This is a genomic window from Streptomyces cadmiisoli (assembly GCF_003261055.1).
In the GTDB taxonomy this organism is placed as follows: domain Bacteria; phylum Actinomycetota; class Actinomycetes; order Streptomycetales; family Streptomycetaceae; genus Streptomyces; species Streptomyces cadmiisoli.
Map to the genome: position 1 here is coordinate 8,022,555 of NZ_CP030073.1, position 21,366 is coordinate 8,043,920.

Genomic DNA, 21,366 nt, shown 5'->3' on the forward strand with positions numbered 1-21,366 from the left:
TCGTAGGCCCCCACTACTGTCCTCACATGATCGAGGAACGTTTGACCGAGGAACGTTTGACCGAAGCGCTCACCGGCACCTGGGACGCCACCCGCTCGGCGCGCGACGCCCTCGTGGACGAGGGCACGGCCGCCGTGGGGCCCGTGCTGGACGTGCTGTGTGACGAACGGTCACCCGTCGACTGGACCGTGTCCGCGGACGTGCTGCGCAGACTGGGCGAGCCCGCTCTTCTCCCCCTGGCCGAGGCGGCCGGGTCCGCGGACTCCCCGGAGGTCGCGCGACGGATCCAGTGGGTGCTGGAGCGAGCCGACGTGGCCGATCGAGCGGCGTACGAACCGCTGTTGGAGCACCCGCACCCGCTGGTCCGACGCAGTGCGCTGTTCGCCTACCCGAGGCGCGGGGAGGACGGTGCGGCGTTCCTCGACCGGTTGCTGCCCCTGCTGGGTGACCCGGACCCCGATGTCCGCCGGCGGGCCGTGGCCGCAGTCAAGGTGGTCGGTACCGGAGCGGTCGGCGCCCTGCAACGCGTGCGGCGGCGGCCGGCGACGGGGCCGAGGATCCGGGCCGCGGCCCTGGAGGCGCTGGCCGAGATCGGCGGGCCCGCGCTGCTGAGCGACCGGGACCGGGCGGCGTGGCGCAGGCTGACCAGGATCGGGCAGCGGACCGAGGTCCCGGAGGGCCTGCACCTGTGCGGCTCCTGGTACGCGGTCCCGAGCGCCGATCAGGAAGCGGTGCTGGCGGCGTTCGACCTCGGTCACCCGGAGCCGGTGACCCTGCGCACGGGTGCCGCGGCCTGGAACCACGACCACCACGCCTGGGACGCGGGCGGCCCGCACGACGGCTGTGCCCGCGTCTTCGTCAGCCCCGCCCTGGACGGCTGGACCCTCGTCTTCGGCGACACGGCCGAGGACACGCACCGTCTCGACGACGCGGACGACGAGACCCGGGCGAGCATCGTCCGCGGGCGCTGCGCCGAACTCGGCCGCCGCTTCGGCGCCGCGCAGTGGTACGGCATGAGCTGCGGGGACGGCTGGACGGCGTGGTGCGTCGCGGAAGGCGGCGAAGTGGTCCGGTACTACGACTCCGAAGTCGCCGAGGAGGACGGCGACGAGGGCCCCGCCCACCCGGCCGAGTCCGGCTACCTCCTGCCGCACCAGGACGGCTTCCCCGACGGCGCCTTCGACGACGTGAGCCCGTCCGGCTCCGAGACGTTCGCCGAGCGGTACCACCGGGTGAAGGAGGAACTCAGGATCCCCGACACCTGCTACGCCAACGACATCGCGGCCCGGCTGTCCGTGGACCCCGGCGCGCTCGGTCCGCACACCTCGGTCGCGGGCACGGGAGTCGTGGCCCTGACCGCGTGCGGCCGTGAACACGGCCACCCCGCCGGGGCGCTGCCGGCCTGACCGCGCGGGCCGCGGCGGCCACGGCACCCGGGCCACCGGCATCCGCCGCAGCCCGCGCACCCCGATGACCGGCGTCCGCGGCAGCCCCGCACCCTCACCGCCGACGAGCGCGGCGGTGGAGGGGGACCAGTGGTGACGGCTCCCAGGTCAGGCGCGCGCCGGAGGCCCGGGCGATGGTGCGCAGGTGAGGGCCCGTGTTGCCGATGTACCAGATCGCCCGGTCCGCGTGCGGCCACACATAGGCCGGGAGGCCGTCGTCCAGCAGGGCGGTCAGCCGGGGCTCCGCCAGGGACTCGGCGGAGAACTCGTAGAGCGCGGGCAGACGCGGGGCGATCAGGCCGTAGTCGAGCATCCGGGCCAGGGCGTGTTCGTCGAGGACGGTGTCAGCCATGGGCGTCGTCACCGGGTAGCGAGCCGGGAAGGACCGGCCGAGGTCGAGGAACATCTGCACGGCCCGGTGACGCGGGTCCGCCATCAGCGGGCCGAAGACCGCCAGTCGGCCGAGCGCGAGCCGGGGCTGTTCGAGCATGGCGTGCGTGAACAGTACGCGCAGGAGGGCGACGTTCATCATGAACCGTTCCACTTGCCGCTCGGCGGCGGCCAGTTCCTCGTGCTCCAGATAACCGGCGACGATGCTGGCGTTGTGCGCGCGGTACCAGCGGACCGGGCTGGGGGAGCGGATGAAGTCCATCCAGTACTCGACGCTGCGGGCCCCCGCCGTGCCGGTGGGCCCCGCCCCGCACAGCAGCCGGGCTTCGGTCTTGTCCCGCAGCAGCCGTTCGTTGACCGCGCGCCACCAGGGACTGCCGGGAGCCTCGGAGGTCTCCGCAGCCAGCACGCCGCGGGCGAGCGACCACCGCATGAAACTCAGCTCGGCATGGCCGTACGTGCGGCGCCGGCCCGAGGCGAGCCGGTAGAACTCCTGGGCCAGTGCGTAGCGTCCGGCCTGGTCGTCCCGCACCCGTGCGACCCGCCGTTCCGCGTCGGAGGCCGCGTCAGCCATGACCGCCCGATCGGATCGACCTCATCGCCACCTCGCTGGTCTCGGGACCGGGGTTCGCCGGCCGGCGCGCAACGCCTGATCACCGTACCGCGGCACCGTCCCCCGGACCCGGAGTCCGCCTGCCCCGGTGTCCGGCCCGCCACCGGTTCGCCCCGGTGTACGGCCGGCCACCGAAGCCCGGCCCGCCGCGGTGCCGGGCGGCCGAACGCCCCGCACCGTTCCTGGTTTCCACCGCCGACGCCCGCTGTCGGTCGTACATCTCGCCGCCGCTGCCCACCACCTCCGCGCTCATCTCGCCTCCGCCGCCGCCGCGAGGTCGGGCTGGAGGCGGCGGGCGGCGTTGATGTGGTCGGCGGTCCAGATGATGCGGACGGCGGTGTCGGTGGCCCGGCCGTGCTCGTCCAGCAGATCGCGGCGGACCGAGGCGACCAGCCCTGCCGCGGCGCCGGGACTGCGCGGCAGCGGAGCCGGAATCGAACGGTGCTGCCCGAGGCCGTTGGCCAGATCCCGGTACCACCCGGCCACCCGGCCCGCCCCGGCGAGCAGGATCACGCGGGCTTCGCCCCGGTCGCTCCCGTCGGGTTCGTCGGCGGCACGCTGCCACAGTCCGAGGACGGCGTCCGCGGCGAGGCGCAGGGCCACGATTCCGGTGACGAGTGTCGTCATGTCAGCCAGCGGAACCGGCTTGGAGCCGCGCTCGGCCAGATAGCTGCGGAAGGCGTCGTCGAGCCGGCGGGCGGCGGCAGCGGCCTGCCGGCTCTGGTCGAGCGGGGCACTCGCGGCCAGGGGACGACTGCCGCACTTGCCGATCGCGTACTCGACCGCGTCGGCCAGATAGCGGGCGCTCTCCGTGTAGGCGGTGGCCAGCGCGCGGTCGACGGCGGCCGCTGCCCCGCGCGGCCAGAAGAAGAGGCCCACCAGGATGCTCACCGCGCAGCCCAGACCGATGTCCTGGATCCTCAGCAGCGCGATCTGCCAGTCGGGGTTCTGACCGATGTTGAACAGGATCACCAGAGTCACGGTGAAGGCGGCCTGGCCCGCCGCGAAGGAGATGGCCGCGGGGGCGATCCCGGCGAGGAGAACGGCCACCGGCAGCAGGAACCAGAGCACCGTGCCGTGCTGCCCGATGAGCTGCAGCAGTCCCGCCCCGACGAGGGAGCCCACCAGCGTGCCGCCGAGAGCGCGTACCGCGTTCTGCCCCGTGCTCAGCGCGTTCGAACGCAGCACGGCGAGGGTGCCGAGCAGCACCCAGAACGAGTTCTGGACGGCCGTCAGCTGGGCCAGCGTGACGGCGATTCCGAGGCCCAGAGCGCCCCTGAGACTGTTGTGCAGCCAGACCGAGTGCGGCTGGAGGTGCGCGGCGGCGCGCTCCCAGGCGGAGGCGAGCGGCTCGGTCAGGGCGGCGGGCTCCCGGCCGAGCAGCTGCGCCGGCCAGCTGCGCCGCTCTGCGGCCGCGGCACGCAGCACGTTCCGCGCGATCTGAAGGGTGGCGAAGCCGAGTTCCTGCGCGCGGAACGACATGTCCAGGGTCTGGAGGAAGGCATGGACCTCCGATTCGGTGCCGGGGCGCCGGTCCAGCGGAAGCCGGGTGGTGGCGCTGCGCTCCATGCGCCCCACGGCCCCGCGCAGCTCGGTCGACGCCGCCCGGAGACCGGTGAGCGGGGTGGAGGGTGTGTCCAGGACGTCGGCGGCTTCGTCGAGCACCGCCGCGGCGGAGCGGCGCACCGTATGCGCCTCGGGGTCGCAGGGCACGCCGCGGGCGGACGGCTGCTCACTTGCCAGCACGATGGTGTACAGCCAGGTGAGTTCGTCGACCAGGCGGACGATGGCGCGGGAACTGGTCGACAGCCCCGTGGGCCGGTAGGGAGTGGCGTTGAAGGCGGTCCGCAGGTCGGCCGCGGCGTCGGCGGCCTCGGCGGTGACGGGGTCGGCGGTGACGGGGCCGCGTTCCTCGCCGGTCGGCGTCCCGGGAGCGTTGGGCGCCCGGGACGGGTCGGCGCGCAGTTGTGCCGCGGCGGCCCGGCAGGCCCGCGCGGCGGGCGCGGACAGCGGATCCGCGCCGGGGCGCGGCCACAGCAGGGCGACGGCGAGCATCGCGGACAGCGCCGCCAGACCGGCCCCCGCGAGCCTGGCGGGCAGCTCGGACACCGGTGCCGGCGCGGCCACCGGAAGCAGGAACGCCAGCAGCAGCGCGGTCGTCGCGCCCGCCAGGACGGAGCTCACCACGCCGGAGAAGAGGATCAGGAAGCCGACCACCACCGTCGTCGTGACCGCCGCCCACATCATCGGGGACGTCACGGTGCCGAGGCTGATGAGCACCGCCCAGGCCAGCGCGAGGCCCAGATGCGCCCGCAGCCGCTGCACCATGGGACCGGTGAAATCGACCAGGAGGAGCATCGAGAACGAGCCGAAGGCGGCGTACGTCGCCATGGCCGAGGACTGGATGACCTCGCTGCACAACGCGAAGAGCGAGGGGATCACGAGGGCGGCGCGCCCCGCCCGGCGGGTCGCCGCCAGCTCCGGGTCGTGCGCGCGGAGCCACGCCAAGAGCCTCGTGGGCCGGGCCGCGCCGGGAACACGCATCCCTCCGCACACCTCCCGCCGGTGATCACCGACTGCTCCCCCGACGTCAGTATCTGCCCGGAAAGCGGTTCGCACGCGGTCAGCCGACTGTGCCGGGCCACGGGAGGGACAGGGCTGCGTCACATGCCCCGAGGGTCGAGGGCCGGTGCGCGGCCCCGGCCGGCCACGGCGCCCGCGAGTGGATTCTCGGGGCCGGCCTTGCTTACCTGGAGACAGCGGTCGAGGAGGTGACAAGCGCGGGACGCGGACGCCGGACGACCTGTTCGCCGGCGGTGTCGCCCCGTCTCGACCCACATCACGGCTACGTGCGGCGCGAGCCGCCCGGGAGGCGAACATGGCGGTGAACCGGATCGGCCTGGTCGTGCACGGCGGACGCACCGAGGCCGTGGACGCGGCGCAGACCGTCCGGGCCTGGGGGCAGGATCACGGCATACGGTGCACGGAGATCGACGTGTGGCAGGACGGCGGGCGGCGCAGCGCCCGTGACGAGGTCGAGGCCGCGGGCGACCCCGACCTCATCGTCACCCTGGGCGGCGACGGCACCTTCCTGCGCGGTGCGCGGCTGGCCGCCGAGCACGACGCCCTGGTGCTGGGAATCGATCTGGGCAGGGTGGGCTTCCTGACGGAGGTGCCCGCGGCAGCCGTGTGCCAGGCGCTGGACGCTGTGCGGGAGGGCCGGCTGCACATCGACAGCCGCATGCTGCTCACCCTGCGGGCCTCCTGCCGGCTGAGGATGCCGTCCGACGTGGAGGACTGGATGCAGTACGGCCGCGGCGGGCTGCTGCCGCCGCCGCAGGTGCGCCCCGAGTGCGAGGTCGACGACGAGTGGGGCGTCGCCCTGAACGTGACGGCCCTGAACGACGTCGTGCTGGAGAAGCTCTCACGGGACCGCCAGGTGTCGGTCGGCGTGTACATCTCCGGCCGGCTCCTGGCGTCCTACTCCGCCGACGCGCTGCTGGTCGCCACACCGACCGGCTCGACGGCGTACAGCTTCGCCGCGGGCGGCCCCGTGGTGTCCCCCCGCGCCGATGCCCTGGTGTTCACGCCGGTCGCGCCGCACATGACGTTCAACCGGTCGATCGTCACGGCCCCGGACGAGCCCATCGGACTGCGGGTCCTCGAACGGTCCGGGCGGGCCGTGGTCAGCATCGACGGCCAGCTGCGCGGGGTGCTCGACCCCGGCGACTGGATCGGTGTGTACGCCGCGCCGCAGCGCCTGCGAGCCGTACGGCTGGGGCCGATGGACTTCTACGGCCGGCTGCGCGAGCGGATGAACCTGACCGACGCCCCGGCGGCGGTGGCCGACGGTTCGCCGGCACCGCTGTGGTCGATCACGACACCGCCCCCGGGAGACCTGGCCCATCTGTCCCTGCCGGACGCCTCGCACGGGCCGGCGGCGCTTCCGTAGCCGCGGCGGCGCCTCGGTCCGGCAGGAGTTCGGCGCGGCGGTCGGCGACCTCCTGCCGCAGGGCGTCGCGCACCACGCGCACGGCGGGGTGGGTGACGGCCTCCCGCCGCACGGCGAGCGTGATCGGCAGCCGGATGGTGACCTGGTCGGCCAGCAGCCGTCGCAGCTGGGCCCGGTGGGCGAGGAAGGCCGGCAGCACACCGATGCCGGCCCCCAACCGGGTCGCCTCGAGCTGGGCGAAGACGTTGGTGGAGGAGAACGCGGGTGTGCTGCCCGGCAGATGGCGCTCGATCTCGAGGTCGCCGACCTGGAGCATCGACTCGATGTAGAAGATCAGCGGGTGGTCCCGCAGATCGTCCGGGGTGCGGGGGGCGCCGTACCGCGCGAGGTAGTCGTCGGCGGCGTACAGCCCCAGGACGTAGTCGGTGAGGTGTTCGGTCACCAGGCGTTTGCCCGTCGGTCTGCCGATGGCCAGCGCGAGATCGAATCCGGAGGGGTGCAGGGTCAACTGGCGGGTGGCCGTGATGAGTTCGGCCTGGAGGCCGGGGTGGTGCCGGCGCACCCGGGCGAGGGCCGGCGTGGCGAAGACGGTGCCGAACCCGTCGGGCGCGCTGACCCGGACGGTGCCGTGGAGGGACGGCTCGTCCCGGCCGGACACCGCGTCGACGACCCGTGCGAGGGCGTCTTCGACCGCGCGCGCGTTCTCCGAGACGGCCTTGCCGGCGTCCGTCAGGGCCCACCCGTCCGTGCCCCGCTCGATCAGCCGCAGTCCGAGTGCCTTCTCCAGCGCCGCGATCCGCCGTGACACGGTGGTGTGATCGACCCCGAGCGCGTCGGCCGCGGCGACCAGACGTCCCGTACGCGCCACCGCGAGCAGATGGCGAAGGTCGTCGGCGCGGAGCTTGCGCGGGTCGACGGTCCTGCGGTCGACCTGGGGGCGCGGGGCCGGACCCTCGTCGGGGTGGTGGGCGGGCGGCTGCACTCCGCCAACGTATCTGCATCCGTGCACATCGGGTCTGCGTCATTGGCGATTGAACGCACACCGCGGGGGCGCCAGAGTCGAACGGTCCGGGGCACCGCCCTTCCTCCCAGCGTCGCGAGGTACTCCATGGTCGCCGGCCTCTCCCTGCCACGGATCATGCGGGTCGGCCGGGGCGCCGCCGGTGAACTGGGCGATGTCGTCGCGGGTCTGGGGCTGAGCCGGCCCCTCCTCGTGACCGACGCGTTCCTGGTGGGGACCGGCGCGGCGGATCGCCTGACGGCGGCGCTCGAAGGCGCCGGGCTCCACCCGCGGCTGTTCTCCGACACGGTGCCCGACCCGACGACCGACTCCCTGGCCTCGGGCCTGAAGGTGCTGCGCGAGCACGAGGCGGACTCGGTGATCGGCTTGGGCGGCGGAAGCCCCATGGACACCGCCAAGGCTCTCGCGCTGCTCGGCGTCCAGGGCGGCCGGATGCGCGACTACAAGGCCCCGCGCGTCAACGTCGGACCCGCGCTGCCGGTCGTCGCGGTGCCCACCACCGCGGGCAGCGGGTCGGAGGCGACCCAGTTCACGGTCATCACCGACAGCGCGACGGACGAGAAGATGCTGTGCGCGGGCCCGGCGTTCCTGCCGCTCGCCGCCGTCGTCGATGTCGAACTGACCCTGTCGATGCCGTACCGGCTGACCGCCGACACGGGCATCGACGCCCTGACCCACGCCGTCGAGGCATACGTCAGCCGTAAGGCCAATCCGTTCTCCGACGGCCTCGCCCTGACCGCGATCGCGACCGTCGGACGCCATCTGCGGCGGGCCTGCGCGGACGGTGCGGACACCGAGGCCCGCGCCGCCATGATGCTCGCGGCGACCCAGGCGGGCATCGCGTTCTCCAACTCCAGCGTCGCCCTGGTGCACGGCATGAGCCGTCCGATCGGCGCCCACTTCCATGTCGCCCACGGTCTGTCGAACGCCATGCTCTTCCCCGCGGTGACCGACTTCTCCGTACCCGCCGCGCCGAGCCGGTACGCGGACTGCGCACGCGCCCTGGGCGCCGCGAGCGCCGCGGACGGGGACGCGACCGCCGCCGCCAAGTTCGTCGACGCGCTCACCGTCCTCTGCCACGACCTGGCGGTCCCCACCCCGCGCGCCCACGGCATCGACCGGGACGCGTGGGCCCGTCTGACGCCCCTCATGGCCGAACAGGCGCTCGCCTCCGGTTCCCCGGCCAACAACCCGGTCGTGCCCACCGCCGACCGGATCCAGGAGCTCTACGCCCGGATCTACGACTGATCCCGGTCCGGACACGGCCGGTCGCGCGGCGCACACGGCCGGTCGCGGGCCGGGTGGCCCGTCGCGTGCGGGCTCGCGGGGAGCGGGGGCACCGCGTCACCATGGCAGGACCGGGGGTGGGCCGTCTCGTCGTCCCGGAGAAGCACGGTGGAGATTCTGTTGCCGGTCATGTTCGCGCTGGGTGCCGCGTTCAGCAACGCCCTCGCGACCGTCCTCCAGCGCAAGGCGGCGCTGAGCGTGCCGCGCTCCGACAAGCTGCGGGCCGGGCTCCTGTTCGATCTCCTGCGGCGGCCCGTGTGGATCGCCGGCATCGGTGCCGTCGTCGCCGCGGCGGGCTGCCAGGCCGTGGCGCTGGCGACCGGGCCGCTGACCGTCGTGCAGCCCCTGTTCGTACTGGAACTGCCGCTCGCGCTGGTCATCGCCACCGTGCTGCTGCAAGGACAGATGTCCCGGCTCGGATGGGTGGCCGTGACGGCCGTGGTGGCGGGGCTGGCCGTCGCCCTCTTCGCCGCGTCGCCGGCGGGGAACCGCACCCAGGTGCCGATGGACCGGTGGATCCCGTCGGTCGCGGTCTGCGCCGCGGCGATCGTCGTGCTCCTCGTCGCAGCGCTCCGGCGGCCCGAGGGCCGGGCCCGCGCCGCCTGCTTCGGACTGGCCACCGCCGTCTCGTACGCCCTGACGGCCGCGCTGATGAAAACGTCGATGCACACCCTCGACGACGGCGGTCTCACGGCGTTCCTCACCGCCTGGCAGACGTACGGCTTCGCCCTCTTCGGAGCGGCCGCGCTGTTCCTCCTGGAGAACGCGATGCAGGCCGGGCCCCTGGTCGCCTCACAGCCCGCGATCACGCTCGGCGACGCCGGGGTGAGCCTGGCGCTCGGCGTGACGCTCTACGCCGAGTACGTCCGGTCGGGCTGGTGGCTCCTGCCGCAGATGCTCGGTGTCGCGCTGATCGTCGCGGGAGTGTTCGCGCTCTCGCGGATGCCGCTCGCCCGAGCCGTCACCAGCGACGAACGACCCGCAGCCATCGGCGCCGAGGCGCCGTGACGGCATCCGCCCGCCGGAGTCCGGGCCGGGCCCCGGCACCGTCCGGCGTGCCGTCGGCGACCACCGGGCGCGGGGCGCGCCACGGTGCGGGACGGCCGGGCTGCGGACCGTTCGGGGTCGGCCGACAATGAGCTGTGGGCAGCGGACCGCGTGTCCGGCCCGCCCACGACGCCGCGGCGGCATCGGCCCGAGAGGAACGTGCTCATGCGCGCTGAGTCTTCGCCGGCCGCGCGGAGGGGGGCCTTCATCGCGGTGGCCGTCGTCCTGTTCTGCGTCCAGCTCGACTTCTTCGCGCTGACGGGCATGATCACGCTCAGCCACGTCACCGCCTGGTGGCTGTACGTTCCGGTGTTCGCCTGGTGCGGACTGGGCCTCGGCCTCGGCTGGACCGCCGGCGTCGCCACCCAGCAGGTGGTGGCGCCCGAACGGGCCGGCGAGGCGTCGGGCGTCCTGCTGACGTTCCTGGTCACGCTGGGCGGGGTCGCCCTGGCGGGCGCCGCGGCCGCGATCACGGCGATGGTGCCGGAGCGTTCCCCGGACGCCGCCTACGACGCCGTTCTGCGCTTCGGCGGGGCGGTGATCCTGGCCGCCTCCGTCGTCGTCATGGCCGTACGGCACCGGCTCGTGGTCCGGGGCAGCGTCCCGCCGCTCGGCCCGCGGGCGTCACGCGGCGGGCGCCTGCCGTGAAGGGCGGCGCCGAGCGGACCACGATCCTGCACCGGTCGGTGCGGGTGACCCTCGCCGCGTCCGCGGGCTTCTACTCCTTCGTGTACGGGCTCCACGAACCGGTCCTGGCGCTGTACGCGCTGTTCGCGCCGATCTCCCTCGGCCTGCTGTCGCCGATCCCCGGGTCCGGACGGCAGCGGGCCGAGGTGATGCTGAAGGCACTGCCGGTGGGTCTGCTGCTGGTGACCCTGGGGACCCTGCTGGCGGTGAAGACCTGGGCGGCGGTGCTCGGGATGCTCGTCGTCGGCTTCTCGCTCGCGTTCGCGGCCATCGCGGGGCCCCGTCCGGCCGGGGCGGCGCCGGGCCTCCAGCTGTTCTACATCCTGGCCTGCTTCCCCCCGTACGAGCCCCAGACCCTGTGGCTGCGACTGGCGGGGCTCACCTTCGGCGTGCTGGTGCTGGTGCTGTGCGAGGTGTTCCTGTTGCCGCAGCCGCCGGGCCCGACCTATCGGACGACCCTCGCGGACGTCCTCGCGACGGCGGGCGACACGATCGCGGGGCGCAGCGGACTGTCGCCCGAGGCCCTGCGTCAGGCCGGTGCACGGCTGAGGCTGTCCGGTATCCCGCCCGTGGAACGTCCCGCCGGCCCGGGGCGCGCCGACCGCGGCCTTGCCCAGGCCGGTTCCGCCGCCCGTCGGCTGCTCGAACAACTGGCCCATCAGACCGAGACCGGCGAACTGCGCGAACTCGTCCGGGAAGGCGCCGGCGGCGAACAGCCCGGCGGCCGTGCCGACACGGCGTCCGGCTCGCTGCTGCCGCTGGTGGCGTCCCTGTGCGACAGGACCGCCGCCGCCCTGCGCGCCGGCCGGGCGACTCCCGGCCCGCAGCGGATGGACAAGGCCATCGACGGCTTTCAGCGGACGCGTGTGCGGCAGGTGACGGGACCGGCCGACGAGGTGCCGCCGGTGCCGGTGCTGCGCCGGCAGGCCGCCCTGCTGGCCATCGCCGAGTCGGTGCGCATCCTGGAGATCTCCGTACGCGTAGGACTGGACGGGCGGCGCACACCGCCGATCGAGCCACGGGAACTCTTCTGGTACACGGAGGCCACCACGCCCCGGCTGTGGGCGCGCCGGATCGTCGGCAACATGACACTGCGCTCGGTGCAGTTCCAGAACGCCGTACGCATCGCCGTGGCCCTGGCCGCCGCACGGTTCGTCGCCGGTTCGCTCGACCTGACCCACGGCTTCTGGGTTCTGCTGGCGGTGCTGACGCTGAGCCGGACCACCGTGGGGGAGACCTGGACGGCCATCCGCCGGGCCGTCACCGGCAACCTCGTGGGCGCCGTCGCGGCCGGTGCGCTGCTCATCGGCCTCGAGCGGCACACCGAGGCCTACGCCGCGATCCTCGCGCCGGCCATGCTGATCGCCTTCGCGCTCGGACCACTGCTCGGCATCGCGTGGGCGCAGGGGCTGTTCACGCTCGTGGTGGCCACCGCGTTCGCCCAGATCGCCCCGGCGTCCTGGCAGTTGGCCGAGGCCCGGATCGTGGACGTGGTGACGGGCAGCGCCATCGGTCTGCTGTGCGCGATGCTGGCCTGGCCGGCCGGTGCCCGCAGGGAGGTGCGCAGAACCGTGGCGGGGCTGCTGCGGGAGTGCGGCCCGCTGATCAAGGGCACCGTCGAGACGCTGACCGCCGTGCCGCCGGGTTCGGTCCCGGCCCCGGCGACGCTTCCCGCCCTGCACCGGCTGGTCCTCGCCGAATCGGCCTACGCCCAGTTCCGCAGCGAACCGGTGGGCAGCAGACCGGTACGGGCCGACTGGCACGCCGTGCTCATCGCGGCCAACCACATCCTGCTCGGCGCCCAGTGGCTGCCCCGCTTCGACCTGCCCGCCACCACCCTGCCCCCGGACACCGCCGAACGGGCGCGGGCCGGCGCACGGGCGCTCGCGGAGACCACCGACCGGCTCGCCGCCCTGTGCGGCGGCGAACCGCCGGGGCCGCGCGGGACCTCGCCGCCGCCCTCGGAACCGGCCGGCCCGCCGCTGCCGGCGCTGGTCGACCTCGATGTGTGGCTGCGCAGTCTCGCGGCGCAGCTCACCCGGGTCGAGGCCGCGCTGCCCGACGCGGTCCGCCGCGCGACGGACGACACGAGCGCCACCGGCCCGCCCGGCCCGGTGCCGGGCCCCGGTCGGCACGCGAGCTAGTGCCGCGGCAGGCAACGTTCGCTCCGTCGCGACGCCCGGCACGCTCCCCCACTGCCTGAAAGGCGTGGGAGGTGCCCCCACTCGCCGCACCGGCCGAAAGCCCGAGTACGTCCAGTACGAGGACTTCCGGCCGGCACACCGAGAGCACGCACCGAACGCCGCTCCTTGACAGGCAAACGTTGCCTGCCGCGGCACTAGCCCGTCTTGGGAGCGGTGTCCGCCCGTGCCCCGGGAAGGCCGCGTGTCGGCCGCGCGGACCGGAAGTGCAGGTGACTGCGCCGAGTGCTGCAATGGCCTCAGGGCCCTGTCCCGTCCGACCGGGCCCGGGGGCCCGCCTCCGGCCGGTGTGTTTCCGTCGGCGCAGGGCCGGGGCTCCCCGGTCGCACCCGAATGGGAGATGAGCCGACATGCCAGGACTCCTTCGCGGTGTCGCCCGCACCGCCGTGATCTCGGGCACGGCCACCGCGGTGTCCAACCGTGTCTCGCGGCGCCAGGCGGGCCGCTGGGCCCAGCAGGACGCCGAACGGCAGGCGCCGCCCCAGCAGCCCGCCCCGCCCGCCGCTCCTCCTCCGGCGGCGACGCAGCCGGGTGCGGACGACATGACCAGCAGGATCGATCAGCTCAAGCAGCTCGGAGAACTCAAGGCACAAGGAGTGCTCACCGAGGAGGAGTTCGAGTCGCAGAAGGCGCAGGTCCTCGGCGGCGGCGGGGCCGCGGGCAGGTGAACGGATCGGGGGCCGGCCCGGCAGCCCGTGCGACGGAACAGGTGTCCGGGGCCGCCTTCCGGGACCTGTACCGATCACTGCGCGACCAGGCGTCGGCCGCCGAGGATCCCGAGCGCGGCGCTCTGGGCCGCCTCACGCCCGAGCGTGTGGTGGCCGCCGCGGCCCAGGTCCGCCACGGACGGACCGTGTCGCTCGCCGCGCCGATCGAGACCGAGGCCGGTCAGGACAACCCGGAGCCCGCGTCGCACACCATGACCGCACCGGCGCACGGGGAACTCGGCACGCGGGGCGAGCAGTTCGCCCGTGACCGCTTCGCCATGAACGTGCACGGCGACGCCGACAGCCACCTCGACGCCCTGTGCCACGTGGTGTACGACGGGGAGCTGTACGGCGGAGTCCCGGCGAGCACGGTGACACCCGACGGCGCCGGCGCGCTCACCCTGGACCTGGCACGGGACGGCATCGTCGGTCGAGGTGTCCTCCTCGACATCCCGCGGCTGAAGGGCGTTCCGTGGCTCGAACCCGGGGAGCACGTCACGGCGGCCGACCTCGTGGCCGCCGAGGACGCGCAGCAGGTCACGGTCGGCCCTGGTGATCTGCTGTTCGTCCGCGTGGGACACCGTCTCCGGCGTCGCACCCTCGGTGCCTGGGACGCCGCGCGGGCGCGGGCCGGTCTGCACCCGGAGGCGATGCGCCTGCCGGCCGAGCGGCGTGTGGCCGCCCTCGGTTCCGACGGCAACAACGACACGGCACCCAGCGCGGTGACCGACGTGCCGTTCCCGGTGCACGTCCTGGCCGTGAACGCCCTGGGCCTGCACCTCATGGACTACCTCGACTTCGAGGCGCTGGTCCCGCTCTGCGAACGGCTGGGCCGCTGGCATTTCCTGTGCGTGGTCGCGCCTTTGCGGCTGCCGGCGGCCACCGGATGCCCGGTGAATCCGATCGCCGTTCTGTGACGCCGCCGGGGCGGCGTGCTCCGGGTGCCGCCCGCGCCGAGGACGTATACGTTCGAAGAGGGGAAACAGCCGGAGCGGGCTTTCGGCGATGGCCGGAGACCCGCGCGAGCGAGGGCGGTGGCCGTGATGCCCGACTCCACCCACTACGACGTCGTCGTCATCGGCACCGGCGCCGGCGGAGCGACGCTCGCTCACCGCATCGCCCCCTCGGGCAAACGGGTCCTGCTCCTCGAACGCGGTGACTTCCTGCCCCGCGAGCGCGACAACTGGGACTCGACGGCCGTGTTCGTCAAGGGCAAGTACCGGGCTCCGGAATTCTGGATCGACAAGCACGGCAACGAATTCCCGCCCGAGGTCAACTACTACGTGGGCGGAAACACCAAGTTCTACGGCGCCGCGCTGTTCCGGCTGCGGCCGCAGGACTTCGCGGAACTGCGCCACCACGACGGGATCTCGCCCGCCTGGCCCCTTCGCTACGAGGATTTCGAGCCGTACTACACCGAGGCGGAGCACCTCTACCGGGTGCACGGCCGGCACGGTGAGGACCCCTGGGGCGGCCCGTACAGCGCGCAGTACGCGTACCCGCCGGTGGAACACGAGCCACGGATCCAGCAGTTGAGCGACGACCTGGAGAAGCAGGGCCTGCACCCCTTCCACTTGCCGATCGGGGTCGACCTCACCCAGGACGAGAACGGCGGGGCGACCCATTACAGCGCCTGCATCCGCTGCAACCGCGTCGACGGATTCCCGTGCCTGGTACGCGCCAAGTCGGACGCCCAGGTCATCTGTGTGGAACCGGCCCTGCAGCACCCGGACGTCGAGTTGATCACCAATGCCCGGGTGGTGCGCCTGGAGACCGATCCGACGGGCCGCACGGTCACGGCGGTGGTCGTCCGGCTCGCGGGGGAGGAGGAGGTGCGCTTCTCGGGCGATGTCGTGGTCGTGGCCTGCGGCGCAGTCAACTCCGCCGCCCTGCTGCTCGCCTCGGCGAACGAGCGGCACCCCGCCGGGCTGGCGAACAGCTCCGGCGTGGTCGGCCGCCACTACATGCGGCACAACAACCTCGCCCTGATGGCGATCTCGAAGGAGCCCAACAACACGCAGTTCCAGAAGACCCTGGCACTGCACGACTGGTATCTGGGCTCGGACGACTGGGACTTCCCCCTCGGCGGCATCCAGATGCTCGGCAAGTCGGACGCCGAGCAGATCCACGGAGAGGCGCCGCGCTGGGCCGGCGCGGTGACACCGGACATGCCCTTCGAGGTCCTCGCCCATCACGCCGTCGACTTCTGGCTGTGCGGCGAGGACCTGCCGCGGCCGGAGAACCGCGTGACGCTGGACTCCGACGGCCGTATCCATCTCGCGCTCGACGAGTCCAACAACATCGCGGGACTCGACCGTCTCCGGCACAAACTCCAGCACATGCTCGGCCGTCTGGGGATGCACGAGCACCATCTGCTGTCCCGCAGCATCTACCTGCACAAGGGCATGCCCATCGGGGCGACCGCCCACCAGGCCGGGACCGTGCGGTTCGGCGACGACCCCGCGACGTCGGCGCTCGACACCGACTGCAAGGCGCACGACGTGGACAACCTCTACGTGGTCGACACCAGCTTCTTCCCGAGCATCGGCGCGGTGAATCCGTCCCTGACGGCCATCGCGAACGCCCTCCGGGTCGGCGATCACCTCTTGGCGCGCCTGCGCTGACACGGCCGCGCCGCCGACCCTCCGACCGGGCGAAATCCTCCCCTGTTCGGCGCAACGGACGCGCGCCCACCCGGGGTGTGCCCCGTCCAGGGTGATTGTGTGACCGGGTGACACTCCGGGACGAGGCCCGGGCCGCGTAGTGGAGGAAGAATCATCGTGAGTTCCACCGAAGGCGCCGCCGCGGGCGCGGCGGTCCCCGCGGATCTGCTCAAGGGCCAGAAGGCGCTGGTGACCGGCGCGAACTCCGGAATCGGCAAGGCCACGGCGATCGCCCTGGGCCGGGCGGGGGCCGATGTCGTCGTCAACTACGTGGCGGGCCGCGACGAGGCCGAGAAGGTGGCGGCGGAGATCGCCTCCTTCGGGGTGCGGTCGGCGGCCTACGAAGCGGACGTCTCCGACGAGGGCCAGGTCGTCGCCATGATGGACCGCATGGTCCAGGAGTTCGGCACGATCGACATCCTGGTGGCGAACGCCGGTATGCAGCGCGACGCGTCGTTCACCGAGATGACCCTGGCCCAGTGGCAGAAGGTTCTGGACGTGAACCTGACCGGGCAGTTCCTGTGCGCCCGCGAGGCGACCAAGGAGTTCCTGCGCCGCGGAGTGGTCCCCGAGGTCTCCCGAGCGGCCGGCAAGATCATCTGCATGAGCTCCGTGCACCAGGTCATCCCGTGGGCGGGGCACGTCAACTACGCCGCCTCCAAGGGCGGCGTGCAGATGATGATGGAGACGCTGGCGCAGGAGCTCGCGCCGCGGAAGATCCGGGTGAACGCCATCGCACCCGGGGCCATCACGACGCCCATCAACCGCAGTGCCTGGGACACGCCCGAAGCCCGCGACGATCTGCTGCGGCTGATCCCCTACGGCCGGGTCGGTGACCCCGAGGACATCGCCCTTGCCGCCGTCGGCCTGGCCTCCGACCTCATGGACTACGTGGTGGGCACCACCCTCTACGTGGACGGCGGGATGACCCTGTTCCCCGGGTTCGCCACCGGAGGCTGACCCGTCCCGCACACGTCAGCCCCGGAGAGCGCCGCACATGCACACCACGCTCCAGCTCATGGCGGAAGTACCGGCACAGACGCTTCCGGCCAGGTCGTTGATGGCCTTCACCCTCGCCTCCCACATCATTCTCGTACCGCTGGGCGTGGCGCTGCCGCTGATCACGCTCATCATGCACGGCTACGGGCTGCGCCGGGGTGACGCGACCGCCCTGCTGCTGGCACGGCGGTGGTCGGCGGTCATGGCGGTCCAGTTCGCGATCGGTGTCGTCACCGGCACCGTGCTGTCCTTCGAGTTCGGGCTGCTCTGGCCCGGGCTGATGGGCAGATGGGGCGATGTGTTCGGGATCGGGTTCGGCGTGGAGGCCTGGGCCTTCTTCCTGGAGTCCGTCCTCATCGCCATCTACCTCTACGGCTGGCGCAGGCTTCCCCCGCGGACCCACTTCCTGCTGGGCCTGCCCCTGCCGGCGGTGGCCCTGCTGGGCGCCTTCGGGATCCTGGCCGCCAACTCCTGGATGAACACCCCGCGCGGCTTCAGTCTCGACGCCGCGGGCAACCCCGTCGACGTGAGGATCTGGAAGGCGATCTTCACGCCCATGTTCGGCCCGCAGTACTGGCACTTCGTGGTGGCGATGCTGGTGACGGCGGGCTACGTCGTGGCCGGTGTCTACGCCGTCGGCTGGCTGCGCGGACGCCGGGACCGCTACCACCGGCTCGGTTTCACGGTCCCCTTCACGGTCGCCGCGGTGTTCACACCGGTGCAGTTCGTGCTGGGCGACGCCATCGCCCGGCAGGTGTTCCAGAAGCAGCCGGTGAAGTTCGCGGCGATGGAGATCGTCTGGGAGACGGACACCCACGTGCCGGAGTACCTGTTCGGCCGGCTGCATCCGGACGGCAGCATCTCCGGCGGCATCCGCATCCCGCAGCTCGACTCGATCCTCGCCGGTTTCAGCCCCGACACCAAGGTGACCGGACTGACCTCGGTCCCCGCGAGCGACCGGCCGACGGCCACTCAGGCCACCATCGCCCACTGGGCCTTCGACATCATGGTCGGCATCGGCTCCGTGCTCGCGCTGCTCGCCCTGTGGTACGCGGTGGTGTGGCTGCGCCGCCGCAGGCTCCCCGCGTCACCGTGGTTCTACCGCTGCGCGGCAGTCGCCGGTGTCGCCTCCGTCGTAGCGGTCGAATGCGGCTGGATCACCACCGAGGTGGGCCGACAGCCGTGGATCGTGTACGGGAACATGCGGGTCGCCGAAGCGGTCACGTCCACGCGGGCCGGCAGTCTGTGGATCATGTTCGGTCTGATCGTCCTGGTGTACGTCCTCGTCTTCGCGGCGTTCCTCGTCGTCCTGCTGAGGATGCGGACCCGCTGGCGGCTCGCCGACACGGCCGACGGGACGGCCGCGGAGGCACCGGAGACGGACACCCCGTACGGGCCACGGTCCGCGGCCCTGGCCAAGGGCGCACCGGGGACGCGCGGCGCCGACGACGCTCCACCCGGGGGAGGCCGGCCGTGATCACCGGTGTCATCGCCGTCGTGCTGCTGCTGGCCGTCGCCGCGTACGCGTGCGCCGGCGGCACCGACTACGGAGCGGGCTTCTGGGACCTGACCGCGGGCGGAGCGGAGCGAGGAAAGCGCCCGCGGTGGCTGATCGACCATGCGATGGCACCCGTGTGGGAGGTCAACAACGTCTGGCTGATCTTCGTCCTGGTCATCATGTGGACGGGCTTCCCACGCTTCTTCCAGCAGGTGTTCACCGCGATGTGGCTGCCCCTGGCGCTGGCGGCGGTCGGCATCGTGCTGCGCGGTGCCGGTTTCGCCCTCCGCAAGGCCGCCCGGCGGCTGGCGGGCCGGCGGCTGTACGGCGCGGCGTTCGCCGTCTCGTCGCTGCTGACGCCGTTCTTCTTCGGTGCCGCGGTCGGGGGAGTGGCGTCGGGCCGGGTGTCGCAGGGGACCGAAGCATCGGCGGACGCCTGGGCCAACCCCACCTCGGTCCTGTTCGGACTGCTCGCGGTGGCCACCACGGCGCTGCTGGGGGCGGTGTTCCTCGCCTCGGACGCCCGGCGGTTCGCCGCGCCGGATCTGGAGGGCTACTTCCGCCGCCGGGCGCTGGGCGCGCTCGCCGTCGTGGCCGTCCTCGCGGTGATCACGTTGATCGTCACCCACGGCGACGCGCCCCATGTGTGGCACGGGCTCACCCACGGTGCGGGCCTGGTCTTCGTGATCCTGGCGGCCGTGGCCACCGCCGCCACCGCCTGGTCGTTGATCCGGCGCTCCGGGACGTGGTCACGGATCGCGTCGGTCGGGGTGGTCGCGTCGGCCGTTGTCGCCTGGGGCCTGGCGCAGCGCCCGTACCTCATCCCGACCTCCCTGACCGTCGCCGAGGGCGCGGGCGCGGAGACCACCCTGCGGTGGCTGGGCGTCGTCACCCTCGTCTCCATCCTGCTGGTCTTCCCCGCGGTCGCCCTCCTGTACTGGCTGGACACCCACGGCGAGCTGGAGTCGCTCACCGATGCCGACCTGCGGCGCGGCGGTGCCGGAGACGAGGGCTGACCCCGTGACGGACCCGCGTCCGCCGGTCCGCGCCGGACGGTGAGGGCACGGTGAGCGAGGACGACATCCTGTGGGGCACGGCCCTGACCGTGACCCTCGCCGTCGGCTCGCAGATCCTCGCGGGCCGACTGCGCGTCCCCGCCCTGATCGTCCTGCTGCCCGCCGGGTTCACCGCCGGGGCCCTCACCGACGTCGTCCGCCCCGACCGGCTCGTGGGCCCGGACTTCTCCGTCCTGGTGTCGCTGTCGGTCGCGCTCATCCTCTACGACGCCGGGCTGGGCCTGAACCTGCGCCACCTCCGGGGCGCCACCCGCAGTCTGGTCCTGCGGCTCCTGGTGCTCGGCGTGGTCCTCACCTGGGGCGCCGTGATGTGCCTGGCGCCCGTCCTGTTCGGCGTGCCGGCGGCGGTCGCGAGCATGCTCGGGGCGATCCTCGTCGTCTCGGGGCCCACCGTCGTGAGCCCGCTGCTGGAGCACGTCGGACCGTCGGACCGGGTACGCAGGGTCCTGCTGTGGGAGGGTTCCCTGGTCGACCCCGTCGGCGCCATCCTCGGCGCCGTCGTCTTCCACTCGATCCTCTCCGGCGGGCTCCAGACCGGTCACTTCCGCATCGGGACGTTCCTCGGGAGCATCGCCGTCGGGCTGGCGGGCGGCGCGGTCGGCGCCGCACTGCTCTGGCTCACCCTTCGCCTGCTCAGCCTGGGCGAGACACTCGGCACGCTCGCGCAACTGGCCACCGTCGTGGCGGTGGCCGCGGTCTGCGACGTGCTCTACGACGACTCCGGGCTCATCGCCGCGATCGTCACCGGGCTGGTCGTCGCCAACCTGCCGGGCTTCGACATGCCGGCCCGCCGGCCGTTCTTCGAGACGCTGGTGCAACTGATCATCGGTCTCCTGTTCGTCTCCATCTCCGCCACCGTGACGCCGCGCTCCCTCGAACCGGTGCTGCTGCCCTGTGTCCTGCTCGTCGCGGCTCTCGTCCTGGTGGTCAGACCGATCGTCGCGCTGCTGTCGACGATCGGCTCGGAACTCTCCTCCCCCGAACGGGCCTTCACGGGATGGATGGCCCCGCGCGGCATCGTCGCCGCCTCCACCGCCACGACCTTCTCCGCCACGCTCGCCACGGCCGGGCTGCGCGACGCCGACAAGATCCTGCCCATCACCTTCCTGGTGATCGTCGGGACGGTGGTGGTCTACGGGCTCACGGCGAGGCCCGTGGCGGCACGGCTGGGCATCGTGCGGGCCACGAGGGCCCGCCCGCTCCTGGTGGGCGGGGACCCCTGGGTCGTCGACCTGGCGCGGGCGCTGCGCGACGCCGGAGCGGACGTCGTCATGTGGGCGGGGTCGGCACCGGAGCGGGACCGGATCGAAGAGGCCGGGATCGAACTCGCCGCCGGGGACCTGATGGCCGCGGCGGCCGACCCGCAGTCCCAGTTGAAGGGCGTCACGTCGGTCTTCCTGCTCACGGACGACGACGACTTCAACACGCTGATGGCGATCGTGATGCGGGACAGTGTCGAGGGCCCGGTGCTGCGCATCGGCGCGCCCCCGGACAGCCGGGGCGTCATCGCCGCCGACGCGGCCGGTGGCACCGTCTTCGGCCCGCGGCTGGCCCGTCACGACCTCGCGGCCCGCTACCAGCAGGGTGCCAGGTTCCACGCCCGGTCCGCGTCGGCCCCGCCGTCCCCCGGAGACCGGCCGCTGTTCGTCGTACGGCGCGACGGCCGGCTGCACCCGGTCACCGGGGTCCCGCGGGCGGTGGCCGAGGGCGACATGCTCGTGGTCGTGACATCCGCACCGGCGACCGGCGCCGATCCGGCCGGCTGACGTCCGCGCCCGGA

At 73.2% G+C, this 21,366-nt stretch carries 16 protein-coding genes; 13 read left to right on the forward strand and 3 right to left on the reverse strand.

Going from position 1 to position 21,366, the window contains the following annotated elements; genetic code table 11:
* Positions 1-26 precede the first annotated feature (26 nt).
* Positions 27-1,406: a HEAT repeat domain-containing protein gene (locus DN051_RS35355; protein ID WP_112440696.1), complete on the forward strand. Its 1,380-nt coding sequence runs from the start codon at positions 27-29 to the stop codon at positions 1,404-1,406.
* Positions 1,407-1,500: 94 nt separating this feature from the next.
* Here the strand turns inward: DN051_RS35355 and DN051_RS35360 are convergent, their stop codons facing one another.
* Both DN051_RS35360 and DN051_RS35365 read right to left on the reverse strand, forming a co-directional pair.
* The gene (locus DN051_RS35360; protein WP_053757937.1) at positions 1,501-2,409 is read right to left on the reverse strand and encodes a hypothetical protein; all 909 of its coding nucleotides are present in this window, start codon (positions 2,407-2,409) and stop codon (positions 1,501-1,503) included.
* Between the two features lie 288 nt (positions 2,410-2,697).
* Positions 2,698-4,992, reverse strand: coding sequence for an FUSC family protein (locus DN051_RS35365; protein ID WP_053757939.1), 2,295 nt, complete (start codon positions 4,990-4,992; stop codon positions 2,698-2,700).
* 334 nt (positions 4,993-5,326) lie between these two features.
* Here DN051_RS35365 and DN051_RS35370 point away from each other — a divergent pair, with 334 nt between their 5' ends.
* On the forward strand, positions 5,327-6,400 hold the full coding sequence (locus tag DN051_RS35370) for an NAD(+)/NADH kinase (protein ID WP_053757940.1): 1,074 nt from the start codon (positions 5,327-5,329) through the stop codon (positions 6,398-6,400).
* On the opposite strand, the gene DN051_RS35375 is transcribed toward DN051_RS35370, so the two are convergent.
* Positions 6,324-7,382 (reverse strand): LysR family transcriptional regulator, encoded by a 1,059-nt coding sequence (locus tag DN051_RS35375; protein ID WP_063797258.1) that lies wholly within the window; start codon positions 7,380-7,382, stop codon positions 6,324-6,326. The two genes, DN051_RS35370 and DN051_RS35375, sit on opposite strands and share 77 nt — an antisense overlap.
* Positions 7,383-7,508: 126 nt before the next feature.
* Here DN051_RS35375 and DN051_RS35380 point away from each other — a divergent pair, with 126 nt between their 5' ends.
* From DN051_RS35380 to DN051_RS35435, 11 genes are all read left to right on the forward strand, one after another.
* The gene (locus DN051_RS35380; RefSeq protein WP_112440698.1) at positions 7,509-8,669 is read left to right on the forward strand and encodes an iron-containing alcohol dehydrogenase; all 1,161 of its coding nucleotides are present in this window, start codon (positions 7,509-7,511) and stop codon (positions 8,667-8,669) included.
* A gap of 147 nt (positions 8,670-8,816) precedes the next feature.
* On the forward strand, positions 8,817-9,716 hold the full coding sequence (locus tag DN051_RS35385; RefSeq protein ID WP_112440699.1) for a DMT family transporter: 900 nt from the start codon (positions 8,817-8,819) through the stop codon (positions 9,714-9,716).
* 204 nt (positions 9,717-9,920) lie between these two features.
* The gene (locus DN051_RS35390) at positions 9,921-10,403 is read left to right on the forward strand and encodes a hypothetical protein (RefSeq protein ID WP_112440701.1); all 483 of its coding nucleotides are present in this window, start codon (positions 9,921-9,923) and stop codon (positions 10,401-10,403) included.
* A complete protein-coding gene (locus DN051_RS35395) occupies positions 10,400-12,586 on the forward strand; it encodes an FUSC family protein (RefSeq protein ID WP_112440703.1) in 2,187 nt (728 codons plus the stop codon). The genes DN051_RS35390 and DN051_RS35395 overlap by 4 nt, the downstream gene beginning before the upstream one ends.
* Before the next feature lie 407 nt (positions 12,587-12,993).
* On the forward strand, positions 12,994-13,311 hold the full coding sequence (locus tag DN051_RS35405; protein WP_053757944.1) for an SHOCT domain-containing protein: 318 nt from the start codon (positions 12,994-12,996) through the stop codon (positions 13,309-13,311).
* A 41-nt stretch (positions 13,312-13,352) separates the two neighbouring features.
* Entirely contained in the window at positions 13,353-14,267 is a 915-nt protein-coding gene (locus tag DN051_RS35410) for a cyclase family protein (RefSeq protein WP_053757945.1), read from the forward strand.
* 126 nt (positions 14,268-14,393) lie between these two features.
* Complete coding sequence (locus DN051_RS35415; RefSeq protein ID WP_053757992.1) at positions 14,394-15,974, forward strand: GMC family oxidoreductase; 1,581 nt, start codon at positions 14,394-14,396, stop codon at positions 15,972-15,974.
* Positions 15,975-16,178: 204 nt separating this feature from the next.
* Complete coding sequence (locus DN051_RS35420; RefSeq protein WP_053757993.1) at positions 16,179-16,973, forward strand: SDR family oxidoreductase; 795 nt, start codon at positions 16,179-16,181, stop codon at positions 16,971-16,973.
* A gap of 58 nt (positions 16,974-17,031) precedes the next feature.
* Positions 17,032-18,489: a cytochrome ubiquinol oxidase subunit I gene (locus tag DN051_RS35425; RefSeq protein ID WP_246040699.1), complete on the forward strand. Its 1,458-nt coding sequence runs from the start codon at positions 17,032-17,034 to the stop codon at positions 18,487-18,489.
* Positions 18,486-19,526 carry a cytochrome d ubiquinol oxidase subunit II gene (locus DN051_RS35430; protein ID WP_112440709.1) on the forward strand — a complete coding sequence of 347 codons (1,041 nt, stop codon included), beginning with the start codon at positions 18,486-18,488 and terminating at the stop codon, positions 19,524-19,526. The genes DN051_RS35425 and DN051_RS35430 overlap by 4 nt, the downstream gene beginning before the upstream one ends.
* Before the next feature lie 50 nt (positions 19,527-19,576).
* Positions 19,577-21,352: a cation:proton antiporter gene (locus DN051_RS35435; RefSeq protein ID WP_112440711.1), complete on the forward strand. Its 1,776-nt coding sequence runs from the start codon at positions 19,577-19,579 to the stop codon at positions 21,350-21,352.
* Positions 21,353-21,366: the final 14 nt, after the last annotated feature.

Bases quoted from the DNA above. Each gene is read 5' to 3' on its own strand.
- DN051_RS35370 (WP_053757940.1), top strand. From the start codon at position 5,327: ATGGCGGTGAACCGGATCGGCCTGGTCGTGCACGGCGGACGCACCGAG.
- DN051_RS35425 (WP_246040699.1), top strand. From the start codon at position 17,032: ATGGCGGAAGTACCGGCACAGACGCTTCCGGCCAGGTCGTTGATGGCC.
- DN051_RS35355 (WP_112440696.1), top strand. From the start codon at position 27: ATGATCGAGGAACGTTTGACCGAGGAACGTTTGACCGAAGCGCTCACC.
- DN051_RS35415 (WP_053757992.1), top strand. From the start codon at position 14,394: ATGCCCGACTCCACCCACTACGACGTCGTCGTCATCGGCACCGGCGCC.
- DN051_RS35380 (WP_112440698.1), top strand. From the start codon at position 7,509: ATGGTCGCCGGCCTCTCCCTGCCACGGATCATGCGGGTCGGCCGGGGC.
- DN051_RS35390 (WP_112440701.1), top strand. From the start codon at position 9,921: ATGCGCGCTGAGTCTTCGCCGGCCGCGCGGAGGGGGGCCTTCATCGCG.
- DN051_RS35360 (WP_053757937.1), bottom strand. From the start codon at position 2,409: ATGGCTGACGCGGCCTCCGACGCGGAACGGCGGGTCGCACGGGTGCGG.
- DN051_RS35405 (WP_053757944.1), top strand. From the start codon at position 12,994: ATGCCAGGACTCCTTCGCGGTGTCGCCCGCACCGCCGTGATCTCGGGC.
- DN051_RS35365 (WP_053757939.1), bottom strand. From the start codon at position 4,992: ATGCGTGTTCCCGGCGCGGCCCGGCCCACGAGGCTCTTGGCGTGGCTC.